Origin of the sequence: Larkinella insperata, from assembly GCF_026248825.1 — a bacterium.
GTDB classification, from domain to species: Bacteria; Bacteroidota; Bacteroidia; order Cytophagales; family Spirosomataceae; genus Larkinella; species Larkinella insperata.
The window spans coordinates 1121504-1143220 of the sequence record NZ_CP110973.1 but is presented as its reverse complement, the minus strand read 5'-3'; the positions used below and the strand labels follow the sequence as shown (position 1 = coordinate 1143220).

19 protein-coding genes are annotated in these 21717 nt (G+C 53.0%); 7 read left to right on the top strand and 12 right to left on the bottom strand.

Translation table 11 applies throughout. The annotated features are described in order from the left end of the window. Positions 1 to 57: 57 nt before the first annotated feature. Positions 58 to 1083: a UDP-N-acetylmuramate dehydrogenase gene (murB, locus tag OQ371_RS04610; protein WP_265992609.1), complete on the bottom strand. Its 1026-nt coding sequence runs from the start codon at positions 1081 to 1083 to the stop codon at positions 58 to 60. Between the two features lie 120 nt (positions 1084 to 1203). Here murB and OQ371_RS04605 point away from each other — a divergent pair, with 120 nt between their 5' ends. Both OQ371_RS04605 and gmd read left to right on the top strand, forming a co-directional pair. Then, positions 1204 to 1821 (top strand): SPOR domain-containing protein, encoded by a 618-nt coding sequence (locus tag OQ371_RS04605; RefSeq protein ID WP_265992608.1) that lies wholly within the window; start codon positions 1204 to 1206, stop codon positions 1819 to 1821. Positions 1822 to 1847: 26 nt separating this feature from the next. Continuing rightward, positions 1848 to 2960, top strand: a complete 1113-nt coding sequence (gmd, locus tag OQ371_RS04600; protein ID WP_265992607.1) for a GDP-mannose 4,6-dehydratase — start codon at positions 1848 to 1850, stop codon at positions 2958 to 2960. 88 nt (positions 2961 to 3048) lie between these two features. Here gmd and OQ371_RS04595 read toward each other — a convergent pair whose 3' ends face one another. The 4 genes from OQ371_RS04595 to OQ371_RS04580 all read right to left on the bottom strand — a co-directional run bounded on the left by OQ371_RS04595 (position 3049) and on the right by OQ371_RS04580 (position 7344). After that, positions 3049 to 4575, bottom strand: coding sequence for a Do family serine endopeptidase (locus OQ371_RS04595; RefSeq protein ID WP_265992606.1), 1527 nt, complete (start codon positions 4573 to 4575; stop codon positions 3049 to 3051). A gap of 458 nt (positions 4576 to 5033) precedes the next feature. Further along, positions 5034 to 5813, bottom strand: a complete 780-nt coding sequence (rnc, locus tag OQ371_RS04590) for a ribonuclease III (protein ID WP_265992605.1) — start codon at positions 5811 to 5813, stop codon at positions 5034 to 5036. Positions 5814 to 5830: 17 nt separating this feature from the next. After that, entirely contained in the window at positions 5831 to 7084 is a 1254-nt protein-coding gene (fabF, locus tag OQ371_RS04585; protein ID WP_265992604.1) for a beta-ketoacyl-ACP synthase II, read from the bottom strand. Between the two features lie 23 nt (positions 7085 to 7107). Beyond that, positions 7108 to 7344 carry an acyl carrier protein gene (locus OQ371_RS04580; protein ID WP_038121612.1) on the bottom strand — a complete coding sequence of 79 codons (237 nt, stop codon included), beginning with the start codon at positions 7342 to 7344 and terminating at the stop codon, positions 7108 to 7110. 385 nt (positions 7345 to 7729) lie between these two features. On the opposite strand from OQ371_RS04580, the gene kdsA reads away from it, so the two are divergent. The 3 genes from kdsA (at position 7730) to OQ371_RS04565 (ending at position 10717) form a co-directional block, all read left to right on the top strand. Next, positions 7730 to 8539: a 3-deoxy-8-phosphooctulonate synthase gene (gene kdsA / locus OQ371_RS04575; protein ID WP_265992603.1), complete on the top strand. Its 810-nt coding sequence runs from the start codon at positions 7730 to 7732 to the stop codon at positions 8537 to 8539. 56 nt (positions 8540 to 8595) lie between these two features. Then, positions 8596 to 9426 carry a 5-dehydro-4-deoxy-D-glucuronate isomerase gene (gene kduI, locus OQ371_RS04570; RefSeq protein ID WP_265992602.1) on the top strand — a complete coding sequence of 277 codons (831 nt, stop codon included), beginning with the start codon at positions 8596 to 8598 and terminating at the stop codon, positions 9424 to 9426. A gap of 256 nt (positions 9427 to 9682) precedes the next feature. Next, on the top strand, positions 9683 to 10717 hold the full coding sequence (locus OQ371_RS04565; protein ID WP_265992601.1) for a phytanoyl-CoA dioxygenase family protein: 1035 nt from the start codon (positions 9683 to 9685) through the stop codon (positions 10715 to 10717). Between the two features lie 84 nt (positions 10718 to 10801). On the opposite strand, the gene OQ371_RS04560 is transcribed toward OQ371_RS04565, so the two are convergent. From OQ371_RS04560 to OQ371_RS04550, 3 genes are all read right to left on the bottom strand, one after another. Beyond that, on the bottom strand, positions 10802 to 11554 hold the full coding sequence (locus OQ371_RS04560; RefSeq protein ID WP_265992600.1) for a head GIN domain-containing protein: 753 nt from the start codon (positions 11552 to 11554) through the stop codon (positions 10802 to 10804). Between the two features lie 79 nt (positions 11555 to 11633). Further along, positions 11634 to 14201: a PspC domain-containing protein gene (locus OQ371_RS04555; RefSeq protein ID WP_265992599.1), complete on the bottom strand. Its 2568-nt coding sequence runs from the start codon at positions 14199 to 14201 to the stop codon at positions 11634 to 11636. Between the two features lie 38 nt (positions 14202 to 14239). Further along, on the bottom strand, positions 14240 to 14662 hold the full coding sequence (locus tag OQ371_RS04550; protein ID WP_265992598.1) for a PadR family transcriptional regulator: 423 nt from the start codon (positions 14660 to 14662) through the stop codon (positions 14240 to 14242). Between the two features lie 297 nt (positions 14663 to 14959). Here OQ371_RS04550 and porU2 point away from each other — a divergent pair, with 297 nt between their 5' ends. Then, positions 14960 to 18349, top strand: coding sequence for a putative type IX secretion system sortase PorU2 (gene porU2, locus OQ371_RS04545; protein WP_265992597.1), 3390 nt, complete (start codon positions 14960 to 14962; stop codon positions 18347 to 18349). A 121-nt stretch (positions 18350 to 18470) separates the two neighbouring features. Then, positions 18471 to 19355 (top strand): DMT family transporter, encoded by an 885-nt coding sequence (locus OQ371_RS04540; protein ID WP_265992596.1) that lies wholly within the window; start codon positions 18471 to 18473, stop codon positions 19353 to 19355. Positions 19356 to 19364: 9 nt separating this feature from the next. On the opposite strand, the gene OQ371_RS04535 is transcribed toward OQ371_RS04540, so the two are convergent. From OQ371_RS04535 to moaC, 4 genes are all read right to left on the bottom strand, one after another. Further along, complete coding sequence (locus tag OQ371_RS04535) at positions 19365 to 20027, bottom strand: thiamine diphosphokinase (protein ID WP_265992595.1); 663 nt, start codon at positions 20025 to 20027, stop codon at positions 19365 to 19367. Between the two features lie 120 nt (positions 20028 to 20147). Next, entirely contained in the window at positions 20148 to 20624 is a 477-nt protein-coding gene (locus tag OQ371_RS04530; protein WP_265992594.1) for a nucleoside deaminase, read from the bottom strand. A 15-nt stretch (positions 20625 to 20639) separates the two neighbouring features. Beyond that, positions 20640 to 21260: an NTP transferase domain-containing protein gene (locus OQ371_RS04525; protein ID WP_265992593.1), complete on the bottom strand. Its 621-nt coding sequence runs from the start codon at positions 21258 to 21260 to the stop codon at positions 20640 to 20642. Further along, complete coding sequence (moaC, locus tag OQ371_RS04520) at positions 21238 to 21708, bottom strand: cyclic pyranopterin monophosphate synthase MoaC (protein WP_265992592.1); 471 nt, start codon at positions 21706 to 21708, stop codon at positions 21238 to 21240. Before moaC ends, OQ371_RS04525 begins: the two co-directional genes overlap by 23 nt. Between the last annotated feature and the right edge of the window lie 9 nt (positions 21709 to 21717).

Below are 21717 nucleotides of genomic sequence, written 5' to 3'. Positions count from 1 at the left end.
TTAAAACGAGTTGCTACTAAATCGTTTTAACCTGTCAGCCATTCTCTGTTTCTACTATCAAATAATGTTTACTTCCGGGTTCAGGCGGATTCCGAAATTTTCTTCCACCGACTGCTGGACTTTCTGAGCCAGGTTAAGAATTTCGGCACCCGTAGCTCCGCCGAGGTTAACCAGCACGAGCGCCTGTTTGGCATGGACGCCCGCATGGCCGATCTGTTTGCCTTTCCAGCCGCACTGCTCGATCAGCCAACCGGCTGGCACCTTCACGGTCAGGTCGCCGGTAGGGTAGCCCGGCATCGTGGGGTGAGTCGTCTTTAGTTCTTCAAACTGCCCTTTCGAAACTTCCGGATTTTTAAAGAAACTGCCGGCATTGCCGATCTCGGCGGGATTGGGAAGCTTGCTTTGCCGGATGTGAATAACGGCTTTGCTAATGGCTTCAATACTGAGTTGGTCCTCCAGGACACCCATCTCGGCCAGGGTCTCCCGAATCGCACCGTATTCGACGTGAAAAACCGGTTGTTTGTTCAGGCGCAGGGTGACGCTGCTGATGATGTATTTCCCCTTGGCTTCGTGCTTGAAAATGCTTTCGCGGTAGCCAAACCGGCATTCGGCATGGCTGAAGACGCGGGTTTCGCCCGTTTGAATAGCCACGGCTTCGAGTTGGTCGAAAACCTGTTCAATCTCGACACCGTAAGCCCCGATGTTCTGCATGGGAGCTGCGCCGGTCGTGCCCGGAATGAGGGCAAGGTTTTCGATACCGGCGTACCCATTTTCCACGCAGTGCATCACAAGCTGGTGCCAGTTGACGCCCGCTCCGGCTTTGACGTAGACGTGCGACTCATCTTCGCGAACAACCTCAATGCCCGGGATGGCTATTTTGATGGCCAGACCGTCGAAGTCTCGTGTAAAGAGCAGGTTACTGCCACCGCCCAGCACCAGCTTCGGGACGGTGAGGTATTCGGTTAATTGGAAGAGCGTTTTGAGTTGTTCTTCGGTTTGGATTTCAACCCAGTAACGAGCTTTGGCATCGATGCCGAATGTGTTATAAGGTTTTAGCGATACGTGGCTCTGAATATCTAACATAGGTTAGCTTAGAATGCTGCCTCAAAATAAGTAAAAAGAAGGGAAAACAGCGGTATGGCTCAACATCGGATCGGGCAGATTGTTGCATAACCAGATAGTTGCTAACTTTGCAGATAGGGAATGAAAGCATACAGGGATAAAATTCAGTTGGATAACACCGTTGTCCTGATCATCTTAGTGGCCTTCTCGGGCTGGTTGAGCTCGTGTGCCGCCATCAAAAAGGTGACCTCCGGTGGTTCGTCGGATTCACCGGCTTCCTCATCGGCCGACTACAATTCGTTTAATTACGACTTATCGGCGACCCGCCCGACGTACACGATCCCGTCGCCGACGGCAGCCAATCCCGCACCTTCCGCCCCGCCAGCGCGTTCAACCACCGAACCCCGCCGGACAATGCCAATGGCCGAGCCGATGCACATCAATAAAAAACTAGACGCCATTCTGGATACGATTTCCATCCGGAACCACGCGATTCGTTATGCACAGGGCTACCGGATTCAAATTTATGTCGGTAACGAACGGACCGAGGTCGACCGGCTGAAACGGTTTACGTACCAGAATTTTCCGGAGCTGAACCCGTACACTACGTACCGGGCTCCCACGTACCGGTTGAAGGTCGGCGATTTTATGCGCAGGATGGACGCGGAACGGTATTTGGCGCAGCTTCGTCAGCAGTTTTCGTCGGCAACGCTTTTGCCCGATCGAATCGAAATTCGGAAGAGTCTGGCAGTTAAATAATAGAAAGTAAATTTTACCAAATCACCATGAAAAAAGCACTTATTACCGGCATCACGGGGCAGGATGGCACGTATCTGGCCGAACTTCTGTTGTCGAAAGGGTATGAAGTTCACGGTATCAAACGCCGGAGTTCGCTTTTCAATACCCAGCGGATTGATCATATCTACGAAGATCCGCACGAAAAGCACGTTCGGTTCCGGTTGCATTATGGTGATTTGTCCGATTCAACCAACATCATTCGAATCATTCAGGAAGTACAGCCCGACGAGATCTACAACCTGGGGGCCATGTCGCACGTGCGGGTGAGTTTTGAAGAACCGGAATACACGGCTCAGGTCGACGGAATCGGAACGCTCCGGATTCTGGAAGCTGTCCGTTTGCTGGGCCTGACCTACAAAACCCGTATCTACCAGGCTTCCACCTCCGAGTTGTATGGTGGGGTGCAGGGCCACGCGCAATCGGAAGAAACACCGTTTTACCCGCGGTCGCCCTATGCCGTAGCGAAGCTGTACGGCTACTGGATTACGGTTAACTACCGGGAAGCTTACGGCATGTATGCCTGCAACGGAATTCTGTTCAACCACGAATCGCCCCTGCGCGGTGAAACGTTCGTGACCCGGAAAATTACGCGGGCCGTTGCCCGGATTGCGCTCGGGTTGCAGGATAAAGTCTACATGGGGAATCTGGACGCTCAGCGCGACTGGGGCCATGCCAAGGACTATGTGGAAGCCATGTGGCTGATGTTGCAGCAGGAAAACCCGGAAGATTTCGTTATTGCAACCGGCATCACGACCCACATCCGCGATTTTATCCGGATGGCCTTCGCCGAGATTGGCGTTGAACTGGAATTTAAGGGCGAGGGCGTCAAGGAAACCGGGATTGTTGCCAAATCGAACAACCCGGCTTATGCGCTGGAAGCAGGCAGAGAGGTTGTTTGCATCGACGAACGGTATTTCCGTCCGACCGAAGTTGATCTGCTTCTGGGGGATCCGACCAAAGCAATGACCAAGCTGGGCTGGAAACCCAAGTACGACCTGGCAGCCCTGGTGAAAGAGATGATCGCTGCTGATATCGATCTGTTCCGGCGCGATCAGTTGCTGGAGAAGAGCGGTCACCGGGTTATGAATTACTTCGAATAACCAGAACGATCCTTTTTGCAGGATACTATAAACAAAAATGGCCCGCTTCCGAGAAGCGGGCCATTTTTGTTTATCGGTTGGCTAAACCTTAGACAGGCACGGCGTAGTAGTACATCCGTGAACTGTTCGGGTACATACCCACCAGCATCAGACCGTCACCGGCATTGGTGGAAGTCATGGCTGTCTGCAGGTCTTTCACCGTGCGAACGTTTTTACCGTTGGCTTTCACAATGATGAAACCTTCTTCGATATCCGTTTCGGCCAGTTTGCCATCGCGGATTCGTTTTACACGAACACCACCGGCAACACCCAGACGCTTGGCGTCGGCAGCCGTCAGGTCCTCGAAATCAGCGCCCAACGAGCTCAGACTTTTAGCGGCATTGGATACCGAGACGTTTTCGCTTTTCTTGATAATGTCGCGGCCACCGTTACGGTTGCGGAGTTCGACGCGGAAGTCACGCAGATCACCATTCCGGTTTACGGTGACGGCAATCACATCACCCGGGCGACGGCGACCGATGATTTCACGCATCTGGCCATCGGAGTCAACGTCCTGACCTTCCATTTTCACGATCACATCACCTTTTTTCAGGCCGGCAACCGCTGAGGCACCGCCTTCTACTACTTCGTTGATGTAAATACCGCGGCCGATTTTAGAGCCCAGTTCCTGAGCGCGCAGGCTATTTAATTCGACCGGGATAATACCCAGATAGCCGCGTTGTACAGCGCCGTATTTCACCAGATCAGCCGAAACTTTTTTTACCAGTGAGACGGGAACCGCAAAACCGTAGCCGCTGTAGTAACCCGTTGCTGAAGCAATGGCCGAGTTGATACCGACCAGCTCACCGCGCAGGTTCACCAGGGCACCACCGGAGTTACCCGGGTTGATGGCTGCATCCGTTTGAATAAAGGCTTCAACGGGCGCTTCAGGTTTCTCTTCGTTCCGGTTGATATTTTGGTCCAAAATACCGATCCGGCGGCTTTTGGCGCTCACGATACCGGCCGTTACGGTTGATTCCAGATCCAGCGGATAACCAACGGCCAGTACCCACTCACCCAGTTTCAAGGCATCTGAATCACCCAGGGTGATCGATGGCAGGTTTTTGGCACTAACCTGAATAACCGCCAGGTCAGTCAGGGGGTCAGTACCGATTACTTTCGCTTTGAAGCTACGTTTATCCGTCAGGATCACTTCCACTTCGTCGGCATCCTGTACAACGTGGTTGTTGGTGACAATATACCCGTCCTGGCTAATGATCACACCGGAACCGGAAGCTTGCCCCCGTTGCCGTTGGGGAGCGTTGTTACCACGGCCAAATTCGTCGCCGAAGAAGTCGCGGAAGATATCCGGAATTTGCTGTTGGCGAACCGTCCGGGTGATGGTAGTTTTGATGTGGACAACCGCCGGGGTGGAGGCTTCGGCCGCGTAGGCAAAATCACCCGGCGCAGATTGCGGACCGGTCAGGGCGGCCAGACGGCCAATGGGCTGTGAGGCCGGAGCCGATTCATTGAAAACAACATCCTGCTTGTTAAAGCCCAGAATGTTGTAAGCGGCCAGCGTAACAAAGCTCGATAGAAGAGCGATAATCGCTAAAGTTTTCCAGTTGCTTTTCATGACTTGATTCTAAGATTCTAAAGGGGTCGTTTACTGCTTTCGTATCAGTTCACAGAGATAACGAAATCCGCTTCACCAAAAATTCGCATTAATAACGCAATTAACAAATTTTAACGAACGAATGTTGATTGCGCTGAAATTCAAAAACCACACTCTGAACAAGTAGAAATTCAGGATCAAGGCCATGGCTTTTGGGTTAGGATTCGGAAGTTCCAGTTCTTTAAAGACAACATCTGTACCAGTCGAATGTTTATTCGAAATTATGTCATTATGGCGGCTTATAATTGGTTTTTAAGGAGAGGTGGCAGTCAGATTGACAGAAATGCCCCAAAAAGGCAGAGATCATTTCTGAAATTCATACCAAACCGGCAGATCCTTCGAAAATTGTGAATTGTGATTCTAAGAAAAGATGGTTCAAACATACCAAGAGGGCCGTTCTCTCATTGAGAAACAGCGTCCTAGTTGGAAACGGGCTTCATTTGCAGTTGCTCGCAAGCTTTTTCAGCAGCCGATTGCTCAGCTTTTTTCTTGCTGTACCCGCTGCCCTGAGCAAACGGCTCGTCATCTACGGTTACCTGAGAGATAAACTCGCGGAAGTGGTTGTTGCCCCGTTCGGAGATGATGGTGAACTCCACTTTTTTTCCTTCGCGCTGCGCCCATTCGATCAGGCGGCTTTTGTAGTTAGCGTTGTTACTAATCAACGCTTCGAGGTCATAATGCCCCAATAATTCTTTGAGGATAAACTGGCGGGTAAACCGGAAGCCTTTATCCAGGTAGATCGCACCAACCAGGGCTTCTAGTGCATCGCCGTACATCGACGTACGGGAAGGCACGATGCCCCGGCTGCGGCTTCCATCGTATTCAATCAGGTTTTCCAGGCCAATCTTCCGGGCGATTCCGTTCAAGGTTTCGCGGTTTACAATCCGGGAGCGAATTTCGGTCAGAAAACCTTCGTCCTTGTAGGGGAATTTTTTAAAAAGAAATTCCGCAATCACCATCCCTAACACCGCATCACCCAGGTATTCGAGCCGCTCATTTGACTCCTTAAAACCCTTTATTCCCGTTTCGCGGGATGCGGAAGTATGCCGAAAAGCGAGCTGATACAGGCCGATATTGGAAGGCGCTTCTCCAATGATGTGCTCAATGGAACGCTTGAATTTCTTGCGTTCACTATTCCCCCGCAGCCGGAAGAAGCTGAGGATGGGGTCGAGGACGGTGTTGGATGAAGCGGCTTGCACGCGGCTAATAGCAACTGTTAGGATTCAAGTTTACGAAATATAACAGAAAAATTATGTCCGCCAAAACCAAACGTATTACTCAGGGCAACATGAATGGGGCGTTGCTGGGCTTCGTTGAACGTAAAGTTCAGATTTGAGTTGAATTGCTCGTCGTCGGTAAAGTGGTTGATCGTCGGTGGAACAAGACCATGTTGCATAGCCATCAGGCAGGCAATAGCCTCAATGGCCCCGGCCGCTCCCAGCAGGTGACCCGTCATTGACTTGGTCGAGCTGATGTTCAGTTTGTAGGCATGATCGCCAAAAACTTTTTCAATGGCGGTTGCTTCGCTAAAGTCGCCCAGGGGGGTTGACGTTCCGTGCACGTTGATGTAATCCACATCTTCCGGGCCAATCTGAGCGTCGTTGAGCGCATCCTTCATTACATTCACCGCTCCGAGTCCTTCGGGGTGCGGTGCTGTAATGTGGTAGGCATCGGATGACATACCACCACCGATCAGCTCGGCGTAGATTTTGGCCCCCCGCGCTTTGGCGTGTTCGTATTCTTCGAGAATGAGCGCCCCGGCCCCTTCGCCCAGCACAAAACCGTCGCGGTCCTTGTCGAAAGGACGGGAAGCCGTCTCGGGCGAATCGTTCCGCTCCGACAACGCCCTGAGGGCATTAAATCCGCCAACACCCGCTTCCGTTACGGCAGCTTCTGAACCGCCGGAAATGGCGATGTTCAGGCGGCCCAGCCGAATGAAGTTGAAGGCATCAATCATGGCGTTGGTAGCCGAAGCACAGGCCGATACCGTCACATAATTGACTCCGTAAAACCCGTAGCGGATCGAGAGCATCCCCGACGCACTATCGGCAATCATTTTCGGAATGAAGAAAGGATTGTAGCGGGGAGTGCCATCGCCGGTTGCGTAGGTTTTGACTTCGTCTTCGAAGGTTTTAAGCCCTCCGATTCCGGAACCCCAGATGACACCGGCTTTGGTTAAATCGAGCTTGGTAAGATCAAGCCCGGCATCCTTCACCGCTTCGTCGGCCACGATGAGCGCGTATTGGGCGAAGGGGTCCATTTTACGAGCATCCTGACGAGGAATGAACTGGTTGACGTCCAGGCCCTTGACTTCGCAGGCGAATTTTGTCCGAAATTTTTCGGCATTAAATTTAGTAATCGGACCGGCGCCACTTACACCGGCAGATAAGCCGTTCCAGAACTCTTGTACTGTATTACCAATCGGCGTAAGAGCGCCCAGGCCGGTGATTACTACTCGTTTAAAAGGCATAGATTAAACTCAAAAAGAAACGCTTATTTCACATTCTCTTCCAGGTACGTGATGGCTTGGCCTACCGTACCGATGTTTTCCGCCTGATCGTCCGGAATAGAGATGTTAAACTCTTTTTCAAATTCCATAATCAGTTCAACCGTGTCGAGCGAATCCGCGCCCAGGTCGTTGGTGAAGCTTGCTTCCGGCGTTACCTCCGACTCCTCAACACCCAGTTTTTCAACAATGATTGCTTTTACTTTGTCTGCAATTTCTGACATTTCTGTATGCGTTTGGGGTTCTAAAAACTGTGCAAAGAAAGAGATTTAAAATAGGATTGTCAAATAATTTTTTCGAACTAAAATCGTTTAAAAACCTCTCCTTTTTTTTGAGAAACGTCAGATTAACAGTCCATTATGAAATGAAATCATGTTCTCAAATAATTGGATAAATTCTGGTCGGGTTGGTTGGGAGCTTATTCGGTGCTGCAGTAAACAGGTTCTTTCCCATCCAGATGCACCACCAAAGCAGCCCCGAATCGCTGTCAGTTAACCAGCTTGATTTCAATAACTACCGAAACAAGGCAAAAGTTATAAGCCGCCACGTTTGCGTAGATTTCTTCACGTTGAACGGGGCATTTGTGTATTTTTGTTCGAAAAAACGCCTGTGAATATTCCCAAACTGAAGCATAAGGAATCGGGAAACTTTTTTCTGATTGCCGGGCCCTGTGCCATCGAAAGCCGTGATCTGGCTCTACACATCGCCGAAAAGCTGGTCAGTCTGACGGACAAGCTGAAAATTCCGTACATATTCAAAGGATCGTACCGCAAAGCCAACCGGACTAAACTGGATTCGTTTACCGGCATCGGCGACATTCCGGCGTTGGAAATCCTGAAGGAAGTGGGGGAGCGGTTTGAGGTGCCCACGCTGACCGACTTTCACGAATCGCCGGAAGCCGCAATGGCAGCTGACTATGTGGATGTGCTGCAAATTCCGGCTTTCCTGTGCCGTCAAACGGATATGCTGACGGCGGCTGCCCAGACGGGCAAGGTCGTTAACATCAAGAAAGGACAGTTTATGTCGGGCGACTCGATGGCCTTTGCCGTTGAGAAAGTGAAATCCGTTAATCCCGCAGCTGACGTTTTTCTGACCGACCGGGGCAATTCGTTCGGGTACGGCGATCTGATCGTCGATTACCGCAATTTACCAGCGATGCAGGCCCACGGCGTACCGGTGGTGATGGATTGCACGCACTCGCTGCAGCAGCCCAACCAATCTTCGGGGGTTACGGGTGGCAAACCCGCCCTAATTGCTACCATTGCCAAAGCCGCGATTGCGGTGGGGGCCGACGGCCTGTTCATCGAAACGCACCCCAAACCGTCGGAGGCCAAATCGGACGGGGCCAACATGCTGCCGCTTGATCAGTTGGAAGGACTCTTGGAGAAGTTACTCCGCATCCGGCAGGCCATCTTGTAGCGGTTTTGTTTAAAACAGTTGTTTATTTCGGCATCATGTAACCAGACTTTCTCTTTATGCAAACCCGTTATACCACGAATCCAACGGATTTTAAACAATACGATACCGATCGCATCCGTCGTGAATTTCTTATTGAAAGTCTATTTCAGCCCGATGCCTTCGCGTTGGTGTATTCGCAGTATGACCGCATGATCGTGGGCGGGGTGATGCCGGTTGAAGGGCCACAGACGCTGCCAACCTACGACGAGCTGAAGGCTGATTTTTTCCTGCAACGACGGGAACTAGGCATCATTAACATTGGTGGCGACGGAACGGTAACGGTTGATGGACAGTCGTTTGAATTGGCCAAGAAGGATTGCCTTTACGTGGGCCTGGGCAGCAAAGAGGTGGTTTTCGCCAGTCAGCAGGCCAACCAACCGGCCAAGTTCGCGCTGCTTTCGACCCCGGCGCACCGCAACTGCCCGACGGCCAGGCTGACTTCGGCGGAAGCTTCGCCCAGCGATCTGGGCGCACAGGAAACCGCTAACCAACGCACGATCTACAAATACATTCACGCCGACGGGCTGGAAAGCTGTCAGCTGGTTATGGGATTAACGACCTTGAAACCCGGCAGCATCTGGAATACCATGCCGCCCCACGTCCACGACCGCCGGATGGAAGCTTACATCTACTTCGACCTGGCCGACAACCAGCGTGTTTTTCACCTGATGGGGCATCCGCAGGAAACGCGGCATTTGCTGGTTGCCAACGAGCAGGCTATCCTTTCCCCGCCCTGGTCGATTCATGCGGGGGCCGGAACCAGCCATTATTCGTTTATCTGGGCAATGGCGGGTGAAAATTATACCTTCACTGACATGGATTTTGTGCCGTTGGCAGAGGTGCGATAAATGAATACTTGCCAGTTTTACCGGTTATCCAAAAGTAACTCGGATAACCGGTGTACGGCAACTTGTTACCTGATTTAGAAAAAGATATATAGTTTGATACTAATAAAAGTTACTAAGCGGTAATATGGTTGATAGTCAGGTAATAATCAGGGCGTAACGGGGGGTAATAAGGGTAGTTTGTGAACTGTTTTATGGGGGGCGCCGGATTATCAAGTGAATAAATTTATCTTTATCTCACTTGCATTTTCCTGAAACCATGTCCATTGTAAAACAGAGTGTGGCTAAAGTTCGGCAGGTTTATAACAAGTTATTTCCTGCCCCGGTCCTGCGTGATTTTCCGGCTAAAGATCTCCCCTGGATCGACGGGAAAAATCCGGATATAGAAGGCTTCGTTAAGCAATTCCCCAAAGCGGCCCACTTGCCGTATGATCTGGCTGAAAAACTGCATTTCTGGAAAAAGAACGGGTTTGTTATTTTCGAGCAGATCATTTCTGACGATCTGATTGATGCCTACCTGGCCGATGTTCAGGAACTGATCGACCGACACCAGGAGTATGACATCAACATCCGGATCGACCGGCCGGAGTACCGGCAACACCCCGTGATGAAAGTGCGCGATGTACCCCGGGAAATTATTGAAGGCCAGTACATCAAAATCATGGACTTCCACAATGCTTCCGTGGCTGGTAAAAAGCTCATGCTCCACCCGGCCATCGTCGCGTTTCTGGAAGCGATCTTCAACCAGAAAGTAGTAGCCATGCAGAGCCTGACGTTTTTGTACGGTTCGCAGCAGGAGACCCATCAGGATTTTCCGTATGTGGTGCCGCAGGTTCCGAGCCATCTGGCCGCTGCCTGGATCGCTCTGGAGGATGTGCAGGCTGGTTCGGGCGAGTTGCACTATTACGTGGGTTCGCACACGATTCCGAAATTTAACTGGGGCAACGGTATTTTCTTTAATGGAGAATCGACCAAGAACCCAACCGATTTCGGTCACTACCTGAGTCGGGAATGTGAGCGGTTGGGACTGGAAAAGAAAACACTGCTGATCAAGAAAGGAGACGTACTGATCTGGCATGCGGCCCTGGCGCACGGCGGAGAACCCATTCGGGATGAGCGGCTAACCCGTAAATCGTATGTTTGCCATTACTCATCGGCCCTGGGTTACTTCCGGCACCGGCATGATCTGGTCAACGAACCCGTTCGCTACGAGATGAATGGGGCCGACGTTTTTGCCGATCCCAAGTTGACGCAGTACGAGAACATATTTAAGCGGGGAGATCACGTGAGCTGATCCCTAATATCCCTTCAAAAAAACGCCCTCCGAGTCAGAGGGCGTTTTTGATTCTACCAATCTATACTATTAACTAATTTAAAATCAACGGTCGGCACTTTTGATGGAGCTGGCGCCGGACGTGTTGGAGCGGAGGGAGGCCGAACCGCGGTAGGTCAGGTTGCTGGCTCCGCTGGCTTCGGCTTCCAGCCGGTCGGTGACGTGCATCCGGGCGCTGCTGGCACCCGACAGATCGACGGTTGCGCTGGCTACCTTCAGGTCGTAAGCTTTCAGCGTCGTGGCCCCGGAAACTTCGCCCTGGAGCCGTTTGGCCTGGCCGCTGAGGGTAACACTCGACGCACCGGACAGATCAACCATAACGCGTTCCGCGTCAACTTCGATGGTTGAGGAAGACGCGCCTGAAATGCTGATGCCCAATTCTTTTATGTTTCGGAAACCGGTTACATCCGAACGGGAAGCGCCCGAAAATTCAACACTGCTCAGTTCGGGCATCGTTATGTTGACCGTGACCCGCTGGCGGTTTCGGTTCCAGTTTAGTTTGTCCTTGTAGCGAATCTGGAGCTTTCCTCCGCTAACTTTTGCTTCCAGTTCTTCCAGGTCGGAACTCCGGCCCGAAGCCGTTACTTTGTAGCCGCTGCCCCGCGAAACATGAATCGTGAAGGCGCTACCCAAATCCAGTTTGTCGAAGTTGCTGACGTTGAACGTACGGCTTTCTTCCTGCATGGTCAGGGTATTCATGATTTCTGCCAACTGGCTTCCCGAAGGACTAACGGCCGCTACGGAGATAAGAACCGTTGACAGCAGAAGAGAGGTAAAGAGAGCAAAGGACTTTTTCATTACTAAGTGATGAGTTGTAGAGTTTAAGTAAAGATGCGGTCAACGGGTAAAACGTTGCACCGCATCTTTATTTGATAAATTATTCAGGCTGCTGCGTTGGGCCGTTGACGCTGCTGGCTCCGCTGGTTTTGGAGCTTAAGTTCTCAACCTTGCCAAAATCGGCGCTGCTGGCTCCCACGGCGTTTACGTTCGCCCGAACCACCGTCATATTCATTGCATCCAGCTTGCAGGCACCCGACAACTGGGCATCCAGCTGATTGGCCCGGCCCCGCACGGTTGCCTTCGACGCGCCGGTCAGGTCAATATCAAGTTGGGTTGTTTTTAGGTCCAGCAGCGATTTACAGGCACCGCTCAGCGTAACATCCAGCTTGTCGATGTTTTCAAAACCAGTGATGATCGACTGGGTTGCGCCGGAAAAATGGATGGATTCCACATTCGGCATCGTAACGGTAATTCCGATGCGTTTCCGGTTGCGCCACTGCAAAATCCCTTCGTTGCGGAAATCGACGCGCAGGGCCCCATTCTCAACCCGGACCCGCAGATCGTCAATGTCTTCCTCGCGACCGTCGGCCACTACCTTGAAGGCCGCTCCCTGCTTTACCCGAACGGCGAAGGCTCCACCCATGTCAATTCGGGAAAAATTAGCGGCTTCAAACTGCCGGGTGTATTCGCCTTTATCGAAGAAATCATCGCCCAGTTCGTTACGCAGCACTTCATCGATGGCGTCATTGGTGTCAAAGTTTTCCTGGTAACTGTCTTCATTCAGCTCACGCGGGTGGGTGAGAGAAACCAGACCGTCGGCGCGGCTAAACTTCCAGATGCTGTTTTTCATCCGTCCCAGTTCCTGATCACCAAATTCGTTGCGGATGTGGCGGGCAAATTCTTCGGTCATCCGGAACGGACGTTCGTAGGGGATGCTGATCGTTACATCAATATCCTGACCCCGATACCGCGCTCCCGGCTTGAGTTCGTAAATGTTATCAAAGCGAATCGTCGAATCCCGGACCGTCCAGTTGTATACAATCGTTCGGGCGTTCCGCTGGGCCGTCTGGCGGGTAGGCCCCTGGGCAGACAGCCGTTTGGTTAACGTCCAGGCCGTTCCTTCGGCGCCCTCCAGGTCGATAGAGGTATGAAAATCAATGTTGCCATCATCGTCCTGGTCGTTGATATCCAGGGTCGGAATCGGGGCCGGAAGTTGAATGTTCTGCGTTTCTTCGACCGTACTGCGTCGGCTGAACTCGTTGACCAGCGGAGGAACCGTGGCCGCCAGACCGATCAGTCCCAGAAACCAGATCGACAGCAGCGTTAGAGATACGCCCGTTGTAACCAGCGATTTTTGCGAAATGATCATTAAACCCAGAATGGCAATGGCCAGGCCCGGCAGAAAAGCCGTAACGAAAGCCGAGAGCATCATCAGCGGACTGATTTCGCGCTGAATCAGGAACGGAATATCACTGCCGCCGAACTGGATTCCTTTCAGACCAAAAGCCGTTCCGAGCGCCCCTAATGCTGCAATCATGATTCCAAAGCCGACCAGCAGCAGAAATACCCCGGCCAGAACCCGGATGATCGACACGATGCCGCGGGCCAGCGGCCCCAATGCACTAGCCAGGCCGTTGAAGATGGTGGCAATTAACCGAAACGGAAACAGCAGAATTTTGGCCAGCGTACTTTCTTCGGCGGATTCATTGATATCAAGGCTACGCTTGATATTGCTCTCGATGTTCGAGAGCGTGATGGGCTCCCCCTGCATTTCCATCTTTTCGGTCAGTGTGTTGGCTTCCGGCGAAATGATCCACAGAACGATATACGCCAGCAAACCCGTTCCGAACAGGAAGATCGTCAGGACAAACAGCAGCCGGACAACGCCAGAGTCAATGCCAAAATAGGCACCAATTCCCGAAGCGACCCCGCCCAGCACTTTGTCGTCCGGGTTGCGGTAAAACTTCTTGACGCTTTTGTCGTCTTCCAGCGTTGTAGAACCTGGGAAGGCAATCCACATGGCGATGTATAGCAGGACCGTAAAACCGGAAAGGCTTCCGAAAAACTCCGTGCTACCACCGCCCATAGCACCGCTAAATGGCGGCAGGGCCAGAATCAGGGTCACGAAAATAAGCCGCACCCAGACGGGGTCAATGTTGAAGTAGTTGGCAATCCCGGAAGCTACGCCACCGACAAGTTTCCGGCGCAGGTCGCGGTAGAGTTTGCGGGGAGGCCCTTGGCTCGGCCGCGGTGGCACTGGACCGCTGCCCGTAAAGTTGCCCGCCCCCGGCCCCCGGCTTTCTCCAACGGGCGGTACCGATTCATATACCGGTTGCGGCCGGCTGGCCCCCGCCGGGGTAGCTCCGATCACGTCTTCTTCTTCGATGGCTTCGAAATCAGCAACCGTACCCATCGACTGAATAAGCTCGTTGACATCTTCCAGCGTAACCACCTGACGCGGATTGGCCTGCTTCTCGGCGGCTTTCAGCTTATTGAGCAGTTTTTCGGCAATCCGGTTTTCAATGTCGGTAATGATTTCCTGACTGTCTTCGTAGGTCGAAAAGTAGTGTTGAATGGACGTCAGATAGCCTTTTAATTTTTCGTAGCCATCTTCCTCGATGTGGAAGATCACTCCGCTTATATTTATACTAATGGTCTTTTTCATGACAAAAAGCGTGTGAAAGAGTCGAGAGAGAGTTTAGGTCAGTTTTCCGTTGCTGGCGGGTTCGGGCTGCCACTAGCGGGGGCAACCGGCGTTTCAGCCGGCGTTAATCCATTGGTAGCGGCCTTGTGTTGTTCGGTTTTGCTAACAATTGAGTTCACCGAGTCGGACAATTCCTGCCATGTATCGTTCATTCCCTTCAGCGACGCCCGGCCAATGTCGGTTAGCAGATAATATTTACGCGGGGGGCCGGAGGTCGATTCCACCCACTTATAATCAAGCAACCCGGCGTTTTTGAGCCGGGTGAGCAGGGGGTAAAGCGTGCCTTCCACCACCATGATGCGGGCGGCTGTCAACTCCTCCAGCATGTCGGAAGCATATACTTCGCCCCGCGAAATGATGTGCAGAATGCAGAATTCCAGGATTCCCTTCCGCATTTGCACTTGAGCATTTTCAATATTCATATCACTGCATGACGTTAAAAAAGTTGATGGAGGCAGGAGCTGATCGGTTTAGTGATCGTTTGGAAATCTTGTTCATCAGTTGTTGTTTACTTGGTTCAAGCGCCCAACCAGCTCCTGTTCTTTTCCAGTTTTGATATCTCAAAGGTACAAAAAGGTACTATGCAATGCAAGGTACTTTAGTAATTATCAGGCTCTGAAGTGATGAACGGAAAAAATGAAGCGATGAATGGCAGAATTCAATTTGTTATTTACCAGATTATAATCGGATCGGCCCGTAATTTGCTATAAATTTCCACTATGAAAAGAGCTATCCTGTCTTCGGTATTCCTTCTTGTTATTTTTAAGTTGTTTGCTCAAGTAAATATATCGGGCAACGAATGGATTAATTTTGAACAGACCTACTACCGCATTCCGGTGACCCAGGCAGGGGTATACCGGCTGACTACGGGAGATTTGCAGAAGGCCGGTGTTCCGCTGGCGACGATCAACCCGACCTCTTTGCAACTTTTTCGCCGGGGTGTGGAACTGGCTGTTTACGTAGCGGGCGAATCGGACAACAAATTCGACCCGGAGGATTACCTGGAATTCATTGGCGAACGAAACGACGGGCAGCAGGACTCCCTGCTTTACCGGCCTTTGGGAACGCAGCCCCACACGTATTACAGCCTGTATTCGGACACGGCCGCTTACTTTCTGACCTGGCGGCTGGACGGGAAACCGGGCAAGCGCATGAAGGTAATAGCTGATACCGACGTCGGCGGGCTGAGCCCGGAGCCCTACCACATCGCCGAACAACTAACGCTGCTGACCAGCGAAATTTCCAACAACCAGGCCAACGGTGGTCCGTCGCCTTTTCCGACGGCTCACGAACTGTACTTTGAAGAAGGTGAAGGCTTTACTGGGCCGATGCTGAAAAAAGACAGCCTGGTTACTCATGCATTCCGACTGGATGGGTTGGTACGGGCCGCGTCCGTTCAACCCGAAATGGAAATGATGCTGAACGGACGCGATAATACAACCCACTTGGTCAACGTGTTCGCTGGTAAAACCGCTTCGGCGCAACCGCTGGCAACCGTCCAGTTTGAGTGGTTTAAAACGGCCCGTCTATCGTTTAAAATTCCGTTAACGACGGTATCGACAACCAACGAACTGGTGCTGACAACGCAATCGCAGGGCTCTTTTGATACCGATCGCTATTCGTTTAGTTATTATCGGCTTCGGTATCCGCAGGAGTTTGATCTCCGTAATCTGACCCGGCAAACGCTGAACCTGCTGCTCAATCCGAAGAAACGGTCTTACCTCGAGTTACCAAACGCCCCCGCTGATCCGTTGCTGTACGACCTGACCGACCCCGTCAACCCCCGCCGTCTGACAGCCGCCCGCCAGGGAAATACGCTGAAGCTGGTGGTGCCTGATACCGAAACGTCGCGCCGGATTTTTGTCAGTGCCGGGGCCATGACGCCCGCCCGTTTGGAGAGAACAGTTTTTCGGAAGATCAATCCGGCCAGACATAATTACCTGATCGTAAGCCATGAAGTTCTTATGAAACCGGTCGGGGACGTTGTTAACCCGGTCAAAGAATACGCGGGATACCGGGCGTCGGTGGCGGGTGGAAAATACGATACCCTGGTTATAACGACGAAAGAACTGCTCAATCAGTTTAGCTACGGCGAACGGACTCCGTTGGCCATTCGCCGGTTTGCCGCTTACATGCTGACCGGTAAAGCCGCGTCGCCCGATTCGACCAAGTACCTGCTGCTGATCGGGCGGGCCAATGCTTATTACCCCAACCGGACCCATCCCGACCAGTATTTTCGCGATCTGGTGCCAACCATCGGCAACGTGCCCGGTTCGGATCTGCTGCTGACCGAAGGGCTGGCGGGTTTTCCGGAGAACGTGCCGGCCATTCCGACCGGGCGGATCAATACCCTCAATCCGCAGGAAATCCTGACGTACCTCGCAAAAGTGAAGGAATTTGAAAAAACGCCGGTCAACCAGCCCTGGCGCAAGCAGGTGCTGCACCTCAGCGGAGGGCGCTCCATTCCGGAACTGTCGACGTTCCGGCGGATTCTGGACCAACCAAGCCAAACCGCTCAGCAGCAGTATGTGGGGGCCAGTATTACGCTCAAAGGCAAATTAACCGACGAACCGGTGGAGCGCATCGACGTGAGCGGCATTGTCAATTCCGGCGTTTCGCTCATGACTTTTTTCGGGCACTCGTCGCCCATTGTGACGGACCTGGACTTCGGCTATGTTTCCAAACCGGCTTACGGGTATCATAACAAAGGACGGTATCCGCTAATGTTTTTCAACGGCTGTGGCGTCGGGAACATTTTCTTCGGGGCTACTAACAACCTGTCTACCGACTGGCTGCTGACGGCCGACAAAGGCGCCATTGCGATTCTGGCCCACAGCGGCTCCGGGTTTTCGGGGCCGCTCGAAACCTACACCCAGCAGTTTTACCACACCTTGTTTGCCGACAGTTCTTTTCTGAATAAATCAATCGGTCTGGTCCAGCAGGAGACTACCCGGCGGGTGCTGGCAGCTTACAACGGTCCCTTTGACATCACAAATGCGCAGCAGATGGTCTTGCAGGGCGATCCCGTGCTGCGAATGTATCCCATTCAAAAACCGGATTTCAGCCTGACCTCATCGGGGGTATTCCAAACCGGAACCCAAAAAGATTCGGTGCGGTTGGGGGTGGTAGTAATCAACGCCGGTCGCTTCGAGGCTAGCCAGCGGGTCGGGCTGGTGGTCCGGCAGCGGCTGGTCGACGGAAAAACGCGGTCGTACGGGGCTAAACTGCACCGGGCGATTGCGTTTCGCGACACCCTTTATTATGCCTTTAACCCTGATGCGAAGCAGGACGCCAATACCGTTGCAACGCCGAATCGGTTTGAAATCGTGGTGGACCCCGACACATTGATTGAGGAGGTGGACGAAACCAACAACGTCGTGGTTTTTGACTTGAAATCCGCTGCGAACGGCTACACGGTCGTGTTACCGGATTCGGGCCAACGCTATCCGCCCGACCGCTTCAACCCGCTGCTGGACGTGACGTTCGACCGGCAGATCATCCGGAACGGAGCGCTGGTTTCGCCCAATCCGGCGATCCAGATTATCCTGCAGGACGAAGATCCGTACCGCATCCGCCAGGATACCGCGGGGATTGAGGTGTATCTGAAAAGGCCGTGCGAAAGCTGTGCGCTGGAGCGGGTGGCCCTGAGCGGCCCGGACGTAAGCTGGAAACCCGCCGGCCCCGACAACCGGTTTGTAATCGACTTGATGCCCCGCCACCTGACCGACGGCCTCTATACACTCCAGGTTCACGCGGCCGATGTAAGCGGAAACCGGGTAGGTCCGGTGCCCTTCGAGATTGAGTTTCGCGTAAAAAATGGGGATAGTTTGTCGGTCGTTTTGCCGACGCCCAATCCTTTTTCAACCGTTTCGCGGTTTCGGTTTACCCTTTCCGGCCAGGATACGCCGGGGGAGGGTCAAATCCAGATCCGAAACCTGAAAGGCCAACTGGTCCGGACGATTCGGCAGGGCGTGCGGATTGGCGAAAATAGTTTCCTCTGGGATGGTACAGACCAGGGTGGGGTGCACCTGCCCAACGGTTTGTATCTGTTCCGCCTGCTGCTGAGCGACGGGCGGGAAAAAAGCGGGAGGGTGGTGATAAGTCGTTAACGGTGCTGGTTGTTCGGTTGGGTGGTCTGCTTAAATTCGTTGGAGCTCGCGGATTGCTACAAGGATTTATTTTCTTTGCCCCGCTGTACGCCCTGTCAAGACGGGTGAAAGCAATGAGCCGATGAAATCGACAGAACAAACGTTAACAACTACTCAATACGGACTTTTTCTCGGGCTGATCGGGGTCATCTGTTTCAGTTTCACCGTTCCGATGACCAAATTGGCCCTGGCGAGCTTCAACCCCTGGCTGGTTAGTTTTGGGCGGCTGGCCGGGGCGGGCCTGATTTCGTTCGTCATTTTGCAGCAGCAGAACAAGCTCCCGCTAATCCGGAAACACTTCCGCCTGCTGGCGGGCGTATCACTCGGCGTGGGCCTGGGTTTTCCGGTGTTGATGAGCGTCGCAATGGCCTCAACGTCCTCTTCCCACGCCGGAATTGTGCTGGCTCTGTTGCCGCTGACGACGGCCATCTTCGGCGCCATCATTCACCGCGAAACGCACAGCAGGCTATTTTGGGCTATTTCCGCCAGCGGTTGCCTGACCGTGCTGGGCTACGTTTTGTTCCGCGATCAGGTGCAACTTCAGGCGGCCGACCTGCTGCTGCTGGCTGCGGCCCTCTTTGCCAGTTTTGCGTATGCGCTGGGCGCTCAGCTTAGCAAGCAAATTTCGGGGCTGGATGTGATTTGTTGCGCGCTGGTCATTGTGCTGCCTCTAACGCTTCCCGCTGCGTTGGTGGCCTGGCAGTATGAGCCCCCGCAAACCGTGCAGGGAAGCGCGCTGGCCGGTTTCATCTACGTGACCCTGTTCAGCCAGCTTTTTGGCTTTGTGCCGTGGTACAAAGGACTGGCGATGGGCGGGGTGGCACTGGTTTCGCAGTTGCAACTGCTGCAAACATTTTTCACGCTGCTTATTTCCGCCTGGCTGCTGGGCGAAAGCATCGGATGGCTCGAATACGGCATTGCCTTGCTGGTGATTGCCCAGATTTACATTGCCAAAAAAGTAGACTGATGCCCTTGGTCAATCCCAGCATTCCATCAGTAGCAGATCGCCGTTCTGGTATTGAATCTTGACAAAACCGTCTTCGGCGGCTTCGTTGCTGCTGCCGGTGCGGTAGCCGAGCGTCAGGGTTTCGTGGGCCAGGTTGTATTTGAGGCCCTCGGTAATAATTCCGTCGACTGCGCCCACCGGAATCAGGGAAATGGGCGTTCCCTTGGCGTACCACTTCTCGAACGAACCGCTGAGCGGAATCACCTTTGAGTGGTCGTCGATCAGCACGATTTTAATGCGGTCCTTATACCGGATGATGTTGGTCAGATTCGTGACGGTATGGTCGGCCCGGCGGCCCGTGGCCCAGACAATATTTACCGCCGGGAAGCCCCGTTCGATCAGAAATTCGATGCCTTTGTCCAGATCAGTTTTGTTCTGATCGGGCGTATGAATGATTTCAATCGGGTACTGCCGCTGCCGGATCAGTTCAAAATCAGGCGGGTGGTCGAAATCGCCGAGCAGCGCATCGACCTTTATTTCCAGATCCAGCACGCGCCAGATGGCGTTATCCAGCACCACCACGAACGGATTCCATTCGAGCAGTTGCCCCAATAATTCCGGATCGCAGCTTTCGCCGTTGGCAATCAGCAAAGCCGGTTCCTGTTTATCCCGTACGATATGATGAGAAGACATAGGTAGTGAAGAATGATGAGGTAAGAATTTAGAGGTAAGAATTAAAAACGCCCTGCGGTTCCGCACTTTTAATTTGGCCGCACTATCGCTCTACCATTCAACTCTTAACTCATAACTCCCTTAGTAGTTGGTTTTATCCGTTTTCGCTATCCACTCTTCAAATACCGTCCAAGCTTCCGAGCGGAGGAGTTGTTGCATGGGAATACGGCGCGCTTCGCGGGGTTTTTCGAGTTCCTGATAAATAAAATGATCGTCGAAACCCGCCTGGGCCGCGTCGCTGTGGAAACAGCCGTAGACAATGCGCTCGGGCCGGGCCCAGTAAATGGCCCCCAGACACATGGGGCAGGGTTCGCAGGAAGTGTAGAGCACACAACCCGTCAACTGATACGTATTCAGGTGTTGGCAGGCGTCGCGGATGGCCACAATTTCGGCGTGGGCTGTGGGGTCGTTGGTCGAGGTGACCTGGTTGCAGCCGCGCCCGATAATCTGACCATCTTTAACCACCACCGCGCCGAAGGGGCCGCCCTGCCCGGTGCGGATGCCTTCCTTCGCCAGTTGGATGGCTTCCCGTAAAAAAACTTCTTCTTGCTGGTTCATACTCGTATAACGCTGTTAGTCCGCTTGCAGGTTTCGCCGAATTGAGGCCGCCTGATCCGGAGTATTCACATTGGTCAGCTCGCTGATGTCGTCCATCTCCACTAAATCGATGTCATTCTGCATCAGGATCGTCCGGGGATACGGTTTTCCGGCGTCAATGGACCGGAGCATCGCCGGGTAAGCCGTGGGCTCCCAAATGCAGATAGAGGGTTCCGGAAACTGGTGGTCGCTATCCCAGAAAGCCGTTGCTAGTTTCTCCGGATTGCGGCTGGCGGTCAGTTTCCGGATCGACCGTTCGGACAGCAGCGGTAAATCACAAACCACCACCAGCCAGGCATGCTGGGCAGATTGCCGCTGGAAAGCCGTCAGAATACCGGCCAGCGGTCCGGCAACGGGCGACTGATCCACCAGAAGCTTAAACCGGCTGTTGGCAAATTGGTCGGCCTGTTCCGCGTTGACCGACAGAAAAACATCTTCGCAGTAGGCAGCCAGCAGATCGTGCAGGTACTCAAACTGCGGTTTCCCGTGGTAATTGATCCGGCTCTTGTCTACGCCCATGCGGGTGCTGCGACCACCGACCAGCACCAGTCCTAGCAGGGGAGCAACGGGTCGATCAGCTTGCCTGGTGGAAGTCATGTTTCCCGCCGGTTTTGTCCAGCAACCGGGTTTCTTTGATTACAATATCGTGCGAAAACGCCTTGCACATGTCGTAAACCGTCAGGGCCGCTACCGACGCCCCCACCAGCGCTTCCATCTCGACGCCGGTTTTGGCTTCGAGGGCCGTTGTGCATTCAATGATTACTTCATTTCCCGCGGTGGTGACGGAAAATTTGCAGCTATCCAGACCCAGCGGATGGCAAAGCGGAATCAGGTCGGAAGTGCGTTTGGCGGCCATCGTACCCGCAATGATCGCCGTTTGAAACACCGGACCTTTCTTCGTCTGAATGTCCTGCCCCTGCAAGTGCTGCATAATCTCGTCGTTGAGCACCACAACACTCCGGGCGCGGGCTACCCGCCGGGTTACGGCTTTGTCGCCAACATCAACCATAGACGGATTACCCGTCGAATCTACGTGAGAAAACATAAAAGAAGA

Coding starts and splice junctions, on each gene's coding strand:
- gmd (WP_265992607.1), top strand. CDS start 1,848: ATGAAAAAAGCACTTATTACCGGCATCACGGGGCAGGATGGCACGTAT.
- murB (WP_265992609.1), bottom strand. CDS start 1,083: ATGTTAGATATTCAGAGCCACGTATCGCTAAAACCTTATAACACATTC.
- kduI (WP_265992602.1), top strand. CDS start 8,596: ATGCAAACCCGTTATACCACGAATCCAACGGATTTTAAACAATACGAT.
- OQ371_RS04550 (WP_265992598.1), bottom strand. CDS start 14,662: ATGAATATTGAAAATGCTCAAGTGCAAATGCGGAAGGGAATCCTGGAA.
- OQ371_RS04530 (WP_265992594.1), bottom strand. CDS start 20,624: ATGAACCAGCAAGAAGAAGTTTTTTTACGGGAAGCCATCCAACTGGCG.
- OQ371_RS04525 (WP_265992593.1), bottom strand. CDS start 21,260: ATGACTTCCACCAGGCAAGCTGATCGACCCGTTGCTCCCCTGCTAGGA.
- moaC (WP_265992592.1), bottom strand. CDS start 21,708: ATGTTTTCTCACGTAGATTCGACGGGTAATCCGTCTATGGTTGATGTT.
- OQ371_RS04540 (WP_265992596.1), top strand. CDS start 18,471: ATGAAATCGACAGAACAAACGTTAACAACTACTCAATACGGACTTTTT.
- OQ371_RS04595 (WP_265992606.1), bottom strand. CDS start 4,575: ATGAAAAGCAACTGGAAAACTTTAGCGATTATCGCTCTTCTATCGAGC.
- OQ371_RS04560 (WP_265992600.1), bottom strand. CDS start 11,554: ATGAAAAAGTCCTTTGCTCTCTTTACCTCTCTTCTGCTGTCAACGGTT.
- OQ371_RS04605 (WP_265992608.1), top strand. CDS start 1,204: ATGAAAGCATACAGGGATAAAATTCAGTTGGATAACACCGTTGTCCTG.
- porU2 (WP_265992597.1), top strand. CDS start 14,960: ATGAAAAGAGCTATCCTGTCTTCGGTATTCCTTCTTGTTATTTTTAAG.
- fabF (WP_265992604.1), bottom strand. CDS start 7,084: ATGCCTTTTAAACGAGTAGTAATCACCGGCCTGGGCGCTCTTACGCCG.
- OQ371_RS04580 (WP_038121612.1), bottom strand. CDS start 7,344: ATGTCAGAAATTGCAGACAAAGTAAAAGCAATCATTGTTGAAAAACTG.
- OQ371_RS04565 (WP_265992601.1), top strand. CDS start 9,683: ATGTCCATTGTAAAACAGAGTGTGGCTAAAGTTCGGCAGGTTTATAAC.
- OQ371_RS04535 (WP_265992595.1), bottom strand. CDS start 20,027: ATGTCTTCTCATCATATCGTACGGGATAAACAGGAACCGGCTTTGCTG.
- OQ371_RS04555 (WP_265992599.1), bottom strand. CDS start 14,201: ATGAAAAAGACCATTAGTATAAATATAAGCGGAGTGATCTTCCACATC.